This window comes from Streptomyces sp. NPDC059832 (genome assembly GCF_042731715.1).
In the GTDB taxonomy this organism is placed as follows: Bacteria; Actinomycetota; Actinomycetes; order Streptomycetales; family Streptomycetaceae; genus Streptomyces.
Genome location: NZ_JBHWIY010000011.1, coordinates 1 through 13767 on the forward strand (window position 1 = coordinate 1; position 13767 = coordinate 13767).

At 71.1% G+C, this 13767-nt stretch carries 15 protein-coding genes; 8 read left to right on the top strand and 7 right to left on the bottom strand.

All coding sequences use genetic code 11. From position 1 onward, the window contains the following. Window positions 1–125 precede the first annotated feature (125 nt). Window positions 126–545 carry a Fur family transcriptional regulator gene (locus ACFV8T_RS20600; RefSeq protein ID WP_266414548.1) on the bottom strand — a complete coding sequence of 140 codons (420 nt, stop codon included), beginning with the start codon at window positions 543–545 and terminating at the stop codon, window positions 126–128. A 161-nt stretch (window positions 546–706) separates the two neighbouring features. Between ACFV8T_RS20600 and ACFV8T_RS20605 the strand changes: the two genes are divergently transcribed. Beyond that, the gene (locus tag ACFV8T_RS20605) at window positions 707–2158 is read left to right on the top strand and encodes a catalase (RefSeq protein WP_385329279.1); all 1452 of its coding nucleotides are present in this window, start codon (window positions 707–709) and stop codon (window positions 2156–2158) included. Window positions 2159–2232: 74 nt separating this feature from the next. Here the strand turns inward: ACFV8T_RS20605 and ACFV8T_RS20610 are convergent, their stop codons facing one another. Both ACFV8T_RS20610 and hisN read right to left on the bottom strand, forming a co-directional pair. Beyond that, entirely contained in the window at window positions 2233–2637 is a 405-nt protein-coding gene (locus ACFV8T_RS20610) for a cyclic nucleotide-binding/CBS domain-containing protein (protein ID WP_385329282.1), read from the bottom strand. A gap of 177 nt (window positions 2638–2814) precedes the next feature. Then, on the bottom strand, window positions 2815–3651 hold the full coding sequence (gene hisN, locus ACFV8T_RS20615) for a histidinol-phosphatase (protein ID WP_266414542.1): 837 nt from the start codon (window positions 3649–3651) through the stop codon (window positions 2815–2817). Window positions 3652–3782: 131 nt separating this feature from the next. Between hisN and ACFV8T_RS20620 the strand changes: the two genes are divergently transcribed. After that, the gene (locus ACFV8T_RS20620; RefSeq protein WP_385329285.1) at window positions 3783–4466 is read left to right on the top strand and encodes a TetR family transcriptional regulator; all 684 of its coding nucleotides are present in this window, start codon (window positions 3783–3785) and stop codon (window positions 4464–4466) included. Here the strand turns inward: ACFV8T_RS20620 and ACFV8T_RS20625 are convergent. The 4 genes from ACFV8T_RS20625 to ACFV8T_RS20640 all read right to left on the bottom strand — a co-directional run bounded on the left by ACFV8T_RS20625 (window position 4396) and on the right by ACFV8T_RS20640 (window position 7980). Continuing rightward, complete coding sequence (locus ACFV8T_RS20625) at window positions 4396–4719, bottom strand: multidrug efflux SMR transporter (protein WP_266414540.1); 324 nt, start codon at window positions 4717–4719, stop codon at window positions 4396–4398. The two genes, ACFV8T_RS20620 and ACFV8T_RS20625, sit on opposite strands and share 71 nt — an antisense overlap. A gap of 90 nt (window positions 4720–4809) precedes the next feature. Continuing rightward, window positions 4810–5826 carry a ribosome small subunit-dependent GTPase A gene (gene rsgA, locus ACFV8T_RS20630; protein ID WP_385329287.1) on the bottom strand — a complete coding sequence of 339 codons (1017 nt, stop codon included), beginning with the start codon at window positions 5824–5826 and terminating at the stop codon, window positions 4810–4812. 3 nt (window positions 5827–5829) lie between these two features. Continuing rightward, window positions 5830–7146 (bottom strand): 3-phosphoshikimate 1-carboxyvinyltransferase, encoded by a 1317-nt coding sequence (gene aroA, locus ACFV8T_RS20635; protein WP_385329289.1) that lies wholly within the window; start codon window positions 7144–7146, stop codon window positions 5830–5832. A 120-nt stretch (window positions 7147–7266) separates the two neighbouring features. Further along, complete coding sequence (locus ACFV8T_RS20640; RefSeq protein WP_266414532.1) at window positions 7267–7980, bottom strand: M50 family metallopeptidase; 714 nt, start codon at window positions 7978–7980, stop codon at window positions 7267–7269. 78 nt (window positions 7981–8058) lie between these two features. Between ACFV8T_RS20640 and ACFV8T_RS20645 the strand changes: the two genes are divergently transcribed. From ACFV8T_RS20645 to ACFV8T_RS20670, 6 genes are all read left to right on the top strand, one after another. Next, a complete protein-coding gene (locus tag ACFV8T_RS20645) occupies window positions 8059–8874 on the top strand; it encodes an SOS response-associated peptidase (RefSeq protein ID WP_385329291.1) in 816 nt (271 codons plus the stop codon). Between the two features lie 78 nt (window positions 8875–8952). Next, window positions 8953–9639, top strand: coding sequence for an alpha/beta family hydrolase (locus ACFV8T_RS20650; RefSeq protein ID WP_385329293.1), 687 nt, complete (start codon window positions 8953–8955; stop codon window positions 9637–9639). A 273-nt stretch (window positions 9640–9912) separates the two neighbouring features. Next, complete coding sequence (locus tag ACFV8T_RS20655) at window positions 9913–10569, top strand: sigma-70 family RNA polymerase sigma factor (RefSeq protein ID WP_266425425.1); 657 nt, start codon at window positions 9913–9915, stop codon at window positions 10567–10569. After that, window positions 10566–10886 (top strand): mycothiol system anti-sigma-R factor, encoded by a 321-nt coding sequence (rsrA, locus tag ACFV8T_RS20660; protein WP_266414528.1) that lies wholly within the window; start codon window positions 10566–10568, stop codon window positions 10884–10886. The genes ACFV8T_RS20655 and rsrA overlap by 4 nt, the downstream gene beginning before the upstream one ends. Before the next feature lie 137 nt (window positions 10887–11023). Further along, window positions 11024–12502, top strand: coding sequence for an HD-GYP domain-containing protein (locus ACFV8T_RS20665; RefSeq protein WP_385329296.1), 1479 nt, complete (start codon window positions 11024–11026; stop codon window positions 12500–12502). Next, window positions 12499–13764: an HD-GYP domain-containing protein gene (locus ACFV8T_RS20670; protein WP_385329298.1), complete on the top strand. Its 1266-nt coding sequence runs from the start codon at window positions 12499–12501 to the stop codon at window positions 13762–13764. The genes ACFV8T_RS20665 and ACFV8T_RS20670 overlap by 4 nt, the downstream gene beginning before the upstream one ends. The last annotated feature ends 3 nt before the right edge of the window (window positions 13765–13767 follow it).

A 13767-nucleotide genomic window follows, 5' to 3' on the forward strand; every position in this document is an offset into this window, starting at 1 on the left:
CGCTCGACTGGGAAACCCCAGCCGAGCGTCTCGCTAAGCTCCTGGCAACAGCCAGTTGATCACCTGTGTTGCCACGACCCTTGGAATTCGCCGTGATGCTCGCACCGGGGCCTTCGTCGGGTGGGTCAGGTCGTCGCGGCGCAGTTCGGGCAGATGCCCCGGTAGGTCACCTCGACGCCGGACACCGTGAAGCCGAAGCGCTCGGCGCTCGGCAGATCCGCCATCGGGTCGCCGGCCGGGTGCACGTCGCGGATCGTGCCGCAGCTCGCGCAGACGAGGTGGTGGTGGGGCCGGTGCGCGTTCGGGTCGTAACGCTTGGCGCGGCGGTCCGTGGAGACCTCTATGACCTCGCCGAGCGTCACCATCTCGCCCAGTGTGTTGTAGACGGTGGCGCGGGAGATCTCGGGCAGCTTGGCCACGGCCCGCGCGTGGACCTCGTCGGCCGTCAGGTGCACATGGTCCCCGTCGAGGACCTCGGCCACGACGCGCCGCTGCGCAGTCATGCGCCAGCCGCGTCCGCGAAGTCGTTCCAACAGGTCACTCATAGAAACAAGCCTAACAGTGAAGGGACCAGGTCCCGAACGGGTGTGACTTTGGATGTTCACTTGACTTGGACTAAGTCCATTGTAGGATCGGCATCGGCATACGCCAAGGGACAGGCTGTGCAGGACAAGACGAATGTGCAGGAACGACGCAGGAGGCGCACGTGACGCAGGGACCGCTCACCACGGAGGCCGGCGCGCCGGTCGCCGACAACCAGAACAGCCAGACCGCGGGCGTCGGCGGTCCCGTCCTGGTGCAGGACCAGTCGCTGCTGGAGAAGCTCGCGCACTTCAACCGCGAGCGCATTCCGGAGCGCATCGTGCACGCCCGCGGCGCCGGCGCGTACGGCACGTTCACGCTGACCCGCGACGTCTCGCAGTGGACGCGGGCGAAGTTCCTCTCCGAGGTCGGCAAGCAGACCGAGACCTTCCTGCGCTTCTCGACCGTCGCCGGCAACCTCGGCTCGGCCGACGCGGTGCGCGACCCCCGCGGTTTCGCGCTGAAGTTCTACACCGAGGAGGGCAACTACGACCTCGTCGGCAACAACACCCCGGTGTTCTTCATCAAGGACGCCATCAAGTTCCCGGACTTCATCCACACCCAGAAGCGCGACCCGTACACCGGCTCGCAGGAGGCGGACAACGTCTGGGACTTCTGGGGTCTGTCGCCCGAGTCCACCCACCAGGTGACCTGGCTCTTCGGTGACCGGGGCATCCCGGCCACGCTGCGCCACATGAACGGGTACGGCTCGCACACGTTCCAGTGGAACAACGAGGCCGGCGAGGTCTTCTGGGTCAAGTACCACTTCAAGACCGACCAGGGCATCAAGAACCTCACCCAGGCCGAGGCCAACAAGCTCGCCGGTGAGGACCCGGACAGCCACCAGCGCGATCTGCGCGAAGCGATCGAGCGCGGCGACTTCCCGTCCTGGACGGTGCAGGTCCAGATCATGCCGGCGGCCGAGGCGGCCACGTACCGCTTCAACCCGTTCGACCTCACCAAGGTGTGGCCGCACGCGGACTACCCGCCGATCGAGATCGGGAAGCTGGAGCTCAACCGCAACCCGGAGAACGTCTTCGCGGAGACCGAGCAGTCGATCTTCAGCCCCGCGCACTTCGTGCCGGGCATCGGTCCGTCCCCCGACAAGATGCTCCAGGGCCGCCTCTTCGCGTACGGCGACGCCCACCGCTACCGCGTCGGCATCAACGCCGACCACCTGCCGGTGAACCGTCCGCACGCCACCGAGGCGCGCACCCACGGCCGTGACGGTTACCTGTACGACGGCCGCCACAAGGGCGCGAAGAACTACGAGCCGAACAGCTTCGGCGGTCCGGTCCAGACCGACCGCCCGCTGTGGGGGCCCGCCACCGTCACCGGTGAGGTCGCCACGCACGAGGCTCCGAGCCACGCCGAGGACAACGACTTCGTGCAGGCCGGAAACCTCTACCGGCTCTACTCCGAGGACGAGAAGGCGCGGCTGATCGACAACCTCGCCGGGTTCATCGCCAAGGTGTCGCGCGACGACATCGCCGAGCGCGCGATCAACAACTTCCGCCAGGCGGACGGCGACTTCGGCAAGCGTCTGGAGGCCGCGGTCCAGGCCCTTCGCGGCTGATCCGGGCGCCTGTCGTCGGCGGTGGGCCGGTCTCCCCTTCGGGGGAGGCCGGCCCACCGGTCGTTCACCGGGGCTCAGCCGATGAGTTGCGCGTGGTGGCGGCGCCTGGTGGGTGCCCAGCAGCGCAGGATGTCGCGGACGGAGACGATGCCCACGGGCCCGTGGTCGTCCAGCACGATCAGGTGGCGGAACCCGCCGTGTGTCATGGCCTCCGCAGCCTCTTCCAGGGTCCAGGTGGGGGCGGCGAAGACCACATCGGTGGTGGTGTGGGTGGCGGCGGTCTCGGTATCCGGATCCTGGCCGGAGCCGACGGCGTTGAGGATGTCGCGTTCGGTGAGGATGCCGAGCCCGCTGTTGTCCTTGTCGAGGACGACCGCGGCTCCGATATGGCGGACCGACATCAGCCGGGCGGCCTGGCGGAGCGTATGGGCGGGGCCGATGGTGAGGACCAGCGTGCTCATGGCGTCACGGACGAGCATGAAAAGAGCCACCTCCTTGGTGAAAAGGCCGCGTGAGCCGATTCACAAATTCACAAGCGGGGGGACTCTCAGAGTTGCACCGATGTGTGGACGGGACAAGGGGGGCGAAGTAGCCCGAAGGGCGCGCGACGGCGCGCGACGCCCTTCGGTGACGTGATCCCGGTCGGCGGCGCCGGCTCAGTAGCGCTGGTTCAGGTAGCCGAGCAGCTCGTGGTGGAGCAGCCCGTTCGAGGCCGCGGCATTGCCGCCGCCCGGACCGGAGACCCCGTCCAGGCTGGTGAACTTCCCGCCCGCCTCCTGGACGATGATGGCGTTGGCGGCCATGTCCCAGAGCGAGAGCTCCGGCTCCGCGCAGATGTCCACCGAGCCCTCGGCGACCATCATGTACGGCCAGAAGTCCCCGTACCCGCGGGTGCGCCAGCAGGCCCTGGTCAGATCCAGGAATCCGTCGAGGCGGCCCTGCTCCTCCCAGCCGCTCAGCGACGCGTACGCGAACGAGGAGTCGGCGATCCGCTCGACCTTCGACACCTGGATCCGGGTCGCGGAGGTCAGACTGCGGCCGGAGAACGCGCCCGCCCCCTTCGCCGCCCACCAGCGCCGGTTCAGCGCGGGCGCGGACACCACGCCGACCACCGGCTGGAAGCCTCCCCCACTCTCGGCTCCGCTCGAACGGGAGGTACCCCCTCCGCCGGCCTCCATCAGCGAGATCAGCGTCGCCCAGACCGGCACGCCGCGCACATAGTTCTTGGTGCCGTCGATCGGGTCGATCACCCAGCGCCGGGGACCGGTGCCCTCGATCCCGAATTCCTCGCCCAGAATCGCGTCGCGCGGGCGGGCCCGATGGAGGTGGCCGCGGATCAGTTCCTCGGCGGCCTTGTCGGCCTCGCTCACCGGCGTCATGTCCGGCTTGGTCTCGACCTTGAGGTCGAGAGCCTTGAACCGGTCCATCGTCGCCGCGTCGGCGGCGTCCGCCAGAACATGGGCAAGGCGCAGATCATCGTGGTAATCGGGCATGCCGTCACAGTATCGATCACAGGTGGGCAGGGCTACAGGAGCCTGGAGCCGCGCGGACCATTGACAGTCCCCGGGAGCGGGTCAACTCTGGGACGCGCAGCCCTCGGGCCTGCCCGGCGCAGGAGGCGACGATGCCCACAGCGCGAGACGTACTGCTGGACGCCGCCCTCTCGGCGCTGGAGACCCTGCCCTGGACGTCGGTGCGCATGGTTGACGTGGCGTGCGCCGCCGGGGTCTCCCGGCAGACCCTCTACAACGAGTTCGGCGGCAAGGACGGCCTGGCCCGTGCCCTGGTCCACGATGCCGCCGACGGCTATCTGGCCGGTGTCGAGTGGGCGCTGGGGTCGGCCGGCGGTACGGAGGACGGGCTGGCCGCCGTGGCTGCCTGGACCGTCCGGGCCGTACGTACGAACGTGCTGGTCAAGGCCTTGCTCACCGGCTGCTGGAGCGAGCGGTTGCCCCGCCCCGCACCCCGCGCGGCCGGGTGTGCGCCCCCGGTGCCCGGCCGGCGGCGGGCCGACCAGGGGCCGCCGACCCCCGCCGAACTGCTCCGCCGGGCCGGCGAACGCGTGGTGGCAGCCTTCGACGGGGGACAGCCGACGCACGACCCGGAAGCACTGGCCGTGACCTGCGAGATCGCGCTGCGGCTCGCCCTGAGCTACGCGCTGGTGCCCGCGCCTTCGGGGGCGGACGGCGAGACGGCACCGCTGGTACGCCACGTGGTGGCGGGGGCGCCGGGCGCGGTCAGTGGGACGAGCCCGAGAGCTGGAGCCCGATCACCCCGAGAATCACCAGGGAGATCGAGACCAGCTTGAGGGTGGAGACCACGTCGTCGAGGAAGACCATGCCGTAGATCGCGGTGCCCGCCGCACCGATGCCGGTCCACACCGCGTAGGCGGGCCCCACGTCGAGTTTCTTCAGCGACATCGTCAGCAGCCCGAAGGAGCCGAGGGCGAAGACGCAGAACGCGATGGTCGGCCAGAGCCGGGTGAAGCCGTGCGAGAGCTTCAGACAGACGGCGAAGCCGGTCTCCAGAAGTCCTGCGACCACGACCAGCAGCCACGCCATCGTCAGTGCCCTCCCACGTCGGTGACCGCCTTGCCACACTGGGTGTGATTATGCATTTACCGGCGGCGGCAGATCGCAAACGTGCCCCGGTCAGTCGCCTTCGCGTCGTTCCCGGGTGGACAGCAGCCGGCGCAGCGAGTCCAGCCGGGCCGGATCGGCGTGGCCCTCCGCCACCCAGGCGTCCAGGGCGCATTCCGGTTGCTGGCTGTCGTGGGTGCAGCCGCGCGGGCAGTCCTCGGTGCCGGGCTCCAGGTCCGGGAACGCGTGGATCACCCGGGACGGGTCGATGTGGTTGAGCCCGAAGGAGCGGACACCGGGGGTGTCGATCACCCAGCCGCGGTAGTCGGGCAGCGGCAGCGCCAGCGCCGACGTGGTGGTGTGCCGGCCGCGGCCGGTGACCGCGTTGACCACTCCCGTGGTACGCCGCCGGTCCTTCGGCACCAGCGCGTTGACCAGCGTGGTCTTGCCGACGCCGGAGTGCCCGACGAAGGCGGTGACCCGGTCGTGCAGCTGCTCGCGGACCCGCTCGGCCGCGTCGCCGTTCTCCAGCTCCTCGCGGCTGGTCACGATGAACGGGACGCCCAGCGGGGTGTACGCCTCCAGCAGCTTGTCCGGGGAGGCCAGATCGGACTTGGTGAGGACCAGGAGCGGGGAGAGCCCGCCGTCGTACGCGGCCACCAGACAGCGGTCGATCATCCGCGGACGGGGTTCCGGATCGGCCAGCGCGGTGACGATCGCCAGCTGGTCGGCGTTGGCGACGACCACCCGCTCGAACGGATCGTCGTCGTCCGCGGTCCGGCGCAGCACCGAGCGGCGCTCACCGATGCGGACGATGCGGGCGAGGGTGTCCTTGTCGCCGGAGAGATCGCCGACGATGGAGACCGTGTCCCCCACCACGGCGGCCTTCCGGCCCAGCTCACGGGCCTTCATCGCCATGACCGTACGGCCGTCGACGAGGCAGGTGAGGCGGCCGCGGTCGACGGTGAGGACCATGCCCTCCTCGGCGTCCTCGTGCTTCGGGCGGGTATGGGTGCGAGGCCGGTTGCCCTTCGGGTTGGGGCGGAACCGGATGTCGTCCTCGTCGGGGTTCTTGCCGTAGCGGCGCATGTCTCAGGCCCCGAGCATTCCGGTCCACATCTGCGGGAAGTCCGGCAGGGTCTTGGCGGTTGTCGCCACGTTCTCGATCTCCACTCCGGGGACGGCAAGGCCGATGATCGACCCCGCGGTTGCCATCCGGTGGTCGTCGTACGTATGGAAGGTACCGCCGTGCAGCGGCCTGGGCCGGATGTGGAGGCCGTCGGCGGTCTCGGTGACGTCGCCGCCGAGCTCGTTGATCTCCTTGGTGAGCGCGGCCAGCCGGTCCGTCTCGTGCAGCCGCAGATGGGCGACACCGCTCAGGGTGGACGGCGCATCGGCCAGCGCCGCGACCGCCGCGATGCCGGGGGTGAGCTCGCCGACCTCGCCGAGGTCGACGTCGATGCCGTGGATGCGGCCCGAACCGGTGAAGGTGAGGCCGTGCTCGGTCAGCTCGCAGCTGCCGCCCATCACCGTGAAGATCTCCCGCAGCGCGTCGCCCGGCTGGGTGGTGCGCTCGGGCCAGTCGGGGATGGTGACCCGGCCGCCGGTGACCAGCGCGGCCGCGAGGAACGGCTGGGCGTTGGAGAGATCGGGCTCGATGGTCAGATCACGGCCCAGCAGGGCCGAGTGGGAGACCCGCCAGACGTTCGGCTCGCCGCCCGTCTCCGGCTCGTCGACCTGCGCGCCGACCGCCCGCAGCATGTCGACGGTCATCCGGATGTGCGGCATGGAGGGGAGCCTGGCACCGGTGTGGCGCACCTCCACCCCCTGGTTGTAGCGCGGCGCCGACAGCAGCAGCGCCGAGACGAACTGGGAGGACGAGGAGGCGTCGATCGCCACCGGTCCGCCGTCCAGCGCGCCGCCGCCGTGCACCGTCATCGGCAGCGAGCCGCGCCCCTCGTCGTCGATCCGGGCGCCGAGCACCCGCAGCGCGTCGATCACGCCGGTCAGCGGGCGCTCGTACGAACGCGGGTCGCCGTCGAAGCGGACCGGGCCGTCGGCGAGGGCCGCGACCGGCGGCAGGAAGCGCATGACCGTGCCGGCGTTGCCGACATCGACCGTGGTGGGGCCGTGCAGTCCGGCCGGGATGACCCGCCAGGCCTCGCCGGAGCCGTCCGGGCCCACGCCCTCCTCGATGCCGACGCCCATCGCGCGCAGCGCCTCGGCCATCAGCAGGGTGTCGCGGGAGCGCAGCGGGCGGCGCAGCCAGCCGGGCTCGGCGGCGAGCGCGGCGAGGACGAGCGCGCGATTGGTGACCGATTTCGATCCGGGCACGGTGACGGTCGCGTCGACGGCCCCGGTCGCATGCGGGGCGGGCCAGAGGGCGGGGTGCACGGAACTATCGGTCATGGCCCTTACTTTAGTGGCTCACCTCAAACCCGAATCTCGATCAAATGGGTCGAAACAGGTGCGTAACGCAAGCGTGGTGGAAGCCGTCGGCCGGTACCGGCGCTCCCGTGCCGCCGGCCCTCACATTCCGAGCAGCCAGCGCCCGCCGCCGATCAGGGAGCAGAGCGACACCGCGTGGAAGAGGAAGAGCCAGAGCGCGGCCGGTACGTCCGTCAGCCGGGACAGCTGGTCCGCGTCCGAGTCCGGCGCACCGCCGTACCGCCGCTTGGACTGGAGCTCGAAGGCCGGGCGCACGCCGCCGAGCAGCAGGAACCAGACCACGGTGTACGCGAACAGCGACTGCCAGGCCGGTGAGGCCAGCCAGGACACCAGCAGGAAGGCCGATCCGGTGAAGATCACCGTCAGCGCCCCGTACACATTGCGGATCATCACCAGCATCACCGCCAGCAGCGCGGTGGCCACCCACAGCAGCAGCGTGATCCTGCCGTCGACCAGCAGCCACGCGCCGCCCAGGCCCAGCAGTGGCGGGGCGGTGTAGCCGGCGGCCGCGGTGAGGATCATGCCGATACCGGTCGGCTTGCCGCGGCTGACGGTCAGGCCGCTGGTGTCCGAGTGCAGCCGGATGCCGGACAGCTGCCGTCCGGTGAGCAGCGCGATCAGCCCGTGCCCGCCCTCGTGCGCGATGGTGATCGCGTTGCGGGTCAGCCGCCATATCGGGTTCGGCACGACGGCGATCAGCGCGAGCGTGCCGGTCACCACCACGAGCCACTGCTCGGGGGCGGGCTGGGTGCCGAACACGCGGTCCCACAGATTGCCCAGATCGGTGCTGTCCATGGTGTGGGCGGCTCCTCGTGGTTTCGGCTTGCGATATCGGCATCTTGTCGGCGTGGCGGTCGTGGCAGTCTGGCACTTATGTGCGGACGGTATGCAGCGAGTCGGCGGCCCGAGGACCTGACCGGACTCTTCCAGGTCGAGAAGTGGGAACCGGCGGAGGCCCTGGCCCCCGACTGGAACGTGGCGCCCACCAAGGAGGTCTACGCCGTACTGGAGCGTCCTCTGAAAGACGCAGACGATCAGCGTCCGGTTCGCCAGATGCGCGTGCTGAAGTGGGGACTCGTACCGTCCTGGGCGAAGTCGCCGGAGGGCGCCGCACGGATGATCAACGCCCGCGCGGAGACCGTCCACGAGAAGCCGTCCTTCCGCCGTCCCTTCGTCTCCCGACGCTGCATCCTGCCCGCCGACGGCTACTACGAGTGGGTCACCGGCGCGGATGAACGGCAGCTGGAGGAGAAGGGGAAGAAGAAGCGCCCGCGCAAGCAGCCGTACTTCGTGACACCCGCCGACGGATCGGTCTTCGCGATGGCCGGGCTCTATGAGTTCTGGCGCGACCGGACCCTGCCGGACGACCACCCGATGGCCTGGTGGGTGACCTGCTCGGTGATCACGACCGAGGCGGAGACCACCCCGCTCGCCGTCGCCCCCGCCGACGGCCCGGCCGCGCTCGCCGACATCCACCCCCGGATGCCGCTGATGCTGACCCCGGACCGCTGGGACGCCTGGCTCGACCCGTCGCGCACCGACGTCGAGGAGCTGAAGGCCCTGCTCGCACCGCCGCCGGGCGGGCTGATGCGGGCCTATCCGGTGGCCACGGCCGTCAGCAACGTCCGCAACAACGGCCCCGAGCTGCTGGAGGAGCTGGCCGCCCCGGAAGTGAGCACGCTCTTCTGACACGCTCTTCCGAACAAGCACGCTTTCCCGGGCAGTCGGCTCCCCGGCAGTCGGCCTCCCGGGCTCTCGGCGGGGAGGATGGGGTGCGTGAGTACTACAGAGACGGGCCGCGGAGCCGAGGCGGCCGAAACGGTCGACACCGATGCCGGACCGGCCAGGATCACCTGGTTCCCCGCGACGGGCACGACGAAGGCCGGGAACGCCCGGCTGGTCCTCGCCCTCGGCCACGGCGCCGGCGGCGGCATCGAGGCCCGCGACCTCCAGGCACTGGCCGCCGCGCTGCCCGCCCACGGGGTGACCGTCGCCCTGGTGGAGCAGCCGTGGCGGGTCGCCGGGAAACGGCTCGCGCCCGCCCCTAAGACCCTGGACACCGGCTGGCGGGGGCTGTGGCCCGCGCTCACCGCCGCCGGGCCGCCCGTCGTCGCGGGCGGGCGCAGCGCCGGGGCACGGGTGGCCTGCCGGACGGCCCGGGAGCTCGGCGCACACGCGGTCCTCGCGCTCAGCTTCCCGCTGCACCCACCGGGCAGGCCGGAGAAGTCCCGCGCGGACGAGCTCCTCGGCTCCGGCGTCCCCACGCTCGTCGTGCAGGGCGGCCACGACCCGTTCGGGCGGCCCGCCGAATTCCCGCCGGGGGAGTACGAAATCGCCGAGGTGCCGTACGGCGACCACGGGTTCGGCGTACCGAAGAAGGCCGGTCCGGGCCAGGACGAGGCGATGGGGATGCTGACCGCCGCCGTGACCCGATGGCTGGCCGCCCTCGTGTGACGTACACCCCGGGAATGTTGCGCGGGGGGCCACTGTTGTCGGTGTCATCGGTACATCAACGTCGTACGTGGAGAGGGAGTCCGTCGCATGGGTTCGACCATCTGCCCGCGCCGCTCGAACGCCGCTGACCTGGAGTGGACGGTGCTGCACGCGGCCAAGACCACTCCCGAGCGGGCCCTGGGCGGATCGGATCGACAGCCCGTCTCGAAGCAAGGTCGACTATTCTCCGATTCGAGCGGGTCCGGTTTCGGCTCCGCCACAGCGTTGGAGGAGGTGGGTCCGGTCACTGGGACCGACACAGGGACCGACGACGGCCGCGCACAGGAGACGCCCGCCGAGCGCAACGCGCGCTTCGAACGGGACGCTCTCGGTTTCCTCGACCAGATGTACTCGGCCGCGCTGCGCATGACGCGCAACCCCGCGGACGCCGAGGACCTGGTCCAGGAGACGTATGCCAAGGCGTACGGTTCCTTCCACCAGTTCCGTGAGGGCACCAACCTCAAGGCGTGGATGTACCGCATCCTCACCAACACGTTCATCAACTCGTACCGCAAGAAGCAGCGCGAACCCCAGCGCAGCGCCGCCGAGGAGATCGAGGACTGGCAGCTGGCGCGCGCCGAGTCGCACATGTCGACCGGTCTGCGCTCCGCCGAGTCGCAGGCGCTCGACCACCTGCCGGACTCCGACGTGAAGTCCGCTCTGCAGGCGATCCCCGAAGAGTTCCGCATCGCCGTGTATCTCGCCGATGTCGAGGGCTTTGCCTACAAGGAGATCGCGGACATCATGGGGACTCCCATCGGTACGGTGATGTCCCGACTGCACCGGGGCCGCCGCCAACTGCGCGGCATGCTGGAGGACTACGCCCGTGAGCGCGGGCTCGTCCCGGCCGGTGCCGGAGAGTCGGACGATCGGAAAGGCTCGGGCTCATGAGCTGCGGAGAGCCGCACGAGACGGACTGCTCGGAAGTCCTCGATCATCTCTATGAGTTTCTCGACCACGAGATGCCCGACAGCGACTGCACCAAGTTCGAGGTGCACTTCGAGGAGTGCTCCCCGTGCCTGGAGAAGTACGGCCTGGAGCAGGCCGTCAAGAAGCTGGTGAAGCGCTGCTGCGGCCAGGACGACGTGCCGAGTGATCTGCGGTCCAAGGTGATGGGCCGGATCGATCTGATCCGCTCGGGGCAGGTCGTGCCCGAGCAGGACGTGACGGCCGCGGGAAGCGAACAGCCGACCGCCGCCAAGGAGTGACACCCGGCGGCCGGCCGGTACCGGCCGCCGCCACCGAATCACCCGAATGTGCTAATCGGGCTCATTGACGCTCGACCGGTTGCACAACTCGCTAGCCTGGCGCCTCCATTGACCATGTTGGGGGGCGGGCCGAGCGGGTGAGAGCCACACGCGGGGCGGCGCGCACGTACATTCCGGCGGTCGCGGCGGGCGCCCTGCTCTGTGTGCTCCCCGCGCTGCGGAGCGGTGCGGGGACCCCGTGGGTCACCGTTGCACTGCTCACCGGGCTCTATCTCGTCTGTGAACTCCCCGGGTGCTGCCCCTTCTTCGGCAGCTCCGTGCCGATCCGTGCCGGATCGTTCTTTCCGCTGCTGCTCGCCGCCGCCTTCCTGCTGCCGCCCGCCGCGGCCGCCCTCGTCGCGGTGCCCGGATCGCTCGTCGGCCGGGTGGAACAGCCGCCCGCCACCGCACGGCGCGTCTGGCGGGCCGCGCAGCTCGCCGTCACGGTCTGGGCGGCCTCGTCCGTCCACGGACTGCTCGGCGGACCCGCCACGCTCGGCGGCATCGGTACCGGCCCGGACCGGACCCCCGACCTTCCCTACGCGATCCTGCCCGCCTGCGCCGCGGCCCTGGCCTTCAGCCTCGTCCTGACCGCGCTGGACGGCTCCATCCTGGTCGCGGCCGAGCGGCTGCCCCTGCGGCGGGCCTGGAGCGGGCTGCTGCCCCGCTCGCTGGGGCCGCATCTGGTGCACGGACTCGCCGGGCTGATGATGGCGGTCCTGTGGCGGGGCCCGTACGGGCCGCTGTCCGCGCTCATCGTCCTGCTGCCGATGTACATCTCCTGCTGGGTCTTCGCCCAGTACCACCGCGAGCACGCCGCCCACCGCGCCACCATCAGGGCGCTGGTGCAGGCCGTCGACATCAAGGACACCTACACCCGCGGCCACAGCGAACGGGTCGGGCGGGCCTCCGTCCTCATCGCCCGCGAACTCGGCATGGACCAGGACCGCCTGGAGGTCGTCCGGTTCGCCGGCATCCTGCACGACGTCGGCAAGCTCGGCGTCCCCACCCGGGTGCTCCGCAAGGACGGGCCGCTCACGCCGGAGGAGCGACAGGTGATCGAACTGCATCCGGAGTACGGGCACGAGATCGTCCGCGGCATCGGTTTCCTCGGCGAGGCGCGGGCCGCGATCCTGCACCACCACGAACGGCTCGACGGCAGCGGCTATCCGTACGGGCTCAGCGGGCGCGAGATCCCGGAGTTCGCCCGGGTGGTCGCGGTGGCGGACGCCTTCGACGCGATGACCTCGACCCGTTCGTACCGGCGGGGCAGACCGGTGCCGGCCGCGCTGGAGGAGCTGAAGCGGTGCGCGGGCACGCAGTTCGACCCGCAGATGGTCCGGGCGCTGGTGCGCGGTCTCGAACGGCACGGCTGGTCGGCGGTGACGACGGCCGTGACGGCGGACGAGCCCGGGGTCCCGAGGTCGAGGGGCGAGGACGCGGGGGCCGTCCCCGGCCGCCCGGCGGATCGTCCCGGGCCGCCCGGCGGGCTCGACCGCGTACCCTCTCCGCAGCCGTCGGCGGACGGGCTCGGCGCGGTGTCCGGTCCGCAGTCGCGCGCGGACCGCCGCGGATGACCCGGGCCAGGGCCGGGACACGGCTGCCGCCCGTCGTCCTCACCGTCCGCGCCGCCACGGCCCTGCTCGCCGCCGCCGGGCTCGGCCACACCCTCTGGGACGGCGTCCACGACCCCGGCCACGCCCTCGCCTTCGGGGTGCTCATCACGGTGGGCGAACTGGCCCGCTGGGGCGCGCTGCCCGGTGAGCGCGAGCCCGCACCGCTCGGGGCCGCCGGAGCACTCGCGTACGCCCTCCTCGGCCGCAGCGGCGGCGAATCGACCGCGCACGGTGTCCTCCAGGTGATCGCCGTGCTCGTCGCGGCACAGCTGGTCGCCTGCGTGCCCCATGTGGCGCGTGGCGCGGGACCCGCCCCCGACCGGGTGGCCCGCCGCGTCCTGACCGTCACCTTCGCCGCCGTGTGCTTCCAGCCGCTGTACAACAGCGGCCGCAGCGGGAGCTGGTTCGGCGAAGGACCGTACTACGTGCTCGTCCTGCTCCTGATCCTCGTCCTGACCGCGCTGTGCGACGCCGTGCTCGCGGCCCTGCTGCTGCGCTCGTACACCCGTCATCCCTATCCGCCGCTGCTCCGGGACGAGCTGCGCGGGCTCATCGGCATCGGGTCGGCGGTGTGCGCGACCGGGGTCGTGATGGCCCTCGGGGTGGCCGTCGCCGGGCTGTGGGCGCTGCCGGTCCTGTGCGTACCGCTGCTGCTGACCCAGGTCTCGTTCCGCCGGTTCGTCGCCGTGCGCACCACCTACCGGCAGACCATGGCCTCGCTCGCCAGGTCCACCGAGATCGCCGGGTACACCCCGCACGGGCATGCCCGCAGGGTCGCGGTGCTCTGCCGGGCCGTCGGCCGTGAGCTGGGGCTCTCCGGGATCCGGCTGACCGTGCTGGAGCACGCCGCCCTGATGCACGACATCGGCCAGCTCTCGCTCGTCGACCCGGTCCCGGACGGGGCGACGGCCACCCTGCCCGCCGCCGAGCAGCGCCGCATCGCGCTGCTCGGCGGCGCCGTGGTCCGGCAGACCGGGGTGGACGCCGAGGTCGCCGTCGTCGTGGAACGGCAGGCCGACCCCTATCGCGAGCAGCCGTTGTCCGCCAGGATCGTCAGGGTCGTCAACGCATACGACGACCTCTGCGGGGAAAGTCTCATCGGGCCGCTGGGCGCGCTGGAACAACTCAGGCTCGGGACCGCCCACGACTATCAGCCCGAAGTCGTGGAATCACTGGCCAGGGTGCTGTCCCGGGGCGGTCCGGCCCCGGTCCTGCCCGGGTAACCC

Coding starts and splice junctions, on each gene's coding strand:
- ACFV8T_RS20600 (WP_266414548.1), bottom strand. CDS start 545: ATGAGTGACCTGTTGGAACGACTTCGCGGACGCGGCTGGCGCATGACT.
- ACFV8T_RS20610 (WP_385329282.1), bottom strand. CDS start 2,637: ATGCTCGTCCGTGACGCCATGAGCACGCTGGTCCTCACCATCGGCCCC.
- hisN (WP_266414542.1), bottom strand. CDS start 3,651: ATGCCCGATTACCACGATGATCTGCGCCTTGCCCATGTTCTGGCGGAC.
- ACFV8T_RS20620 (WP_385329285.1), top strand. CDS start 3,783: ATGCCCACAGCGCGAGACGTACTGCTGGACGCCGCCCTCTCGGCGCTG.
- ACFV8T_RS20625 (WP_266414540.1), bottom strand. CDS start 4,719: ATGGCGTGGCTGCTGGTCGTGGTCGCAGGACTTCTGGAGACCGGCTTC.
- rsgA (WP_385329287.1), bottom strand. CDS start 5,826: ATGCGCCGCTACGGCAAGAACCCCGACGAGGACGACATCCGGTTCCGC.
- aroA (WP_385329289.1), bottom strand. CDS start 7,146: ATGACCGATAGTTCCGTGCACCCCGCCCTCTGGCCCGCCCCGCATGCG.
- ACFV8T_RS20640 (WP_266414532.1), bottom strand. CDS start 7,980: ATGGACAGCACCGATCTGGGCAATCTGTGGGACCGCGTGTTCGGCACC.
- ACFV8T_RS20645 (WP_385329291.1), top strand. CDS start 8,059: ATGTGCGGACGGTATGCAGCGAGTCGGCGGCCCGAGGACCTGACCGGA.
- ACFV8T_RS20650 (WP_385329293.1), top strand. CDS start 8,953: ATGGGGTGCGTGAGTACTACAGAGACGGGCCGCGGAGCCGAGGCGGCC.
- rsrA (WP_266414528.1), top strand. CDS start 10,566: ATGAGCTGCGGAGAGCCGCACGAGACGGACTGCTCGGAAGTCCTCGAT.
- ACFV8T_RS20670 (WP_385329298.1), top strand. CDS start 12,499: ATGACCCGGGCCAGGGCCGGGACACGGCTGCCGCCCGTCGTCCTCACC.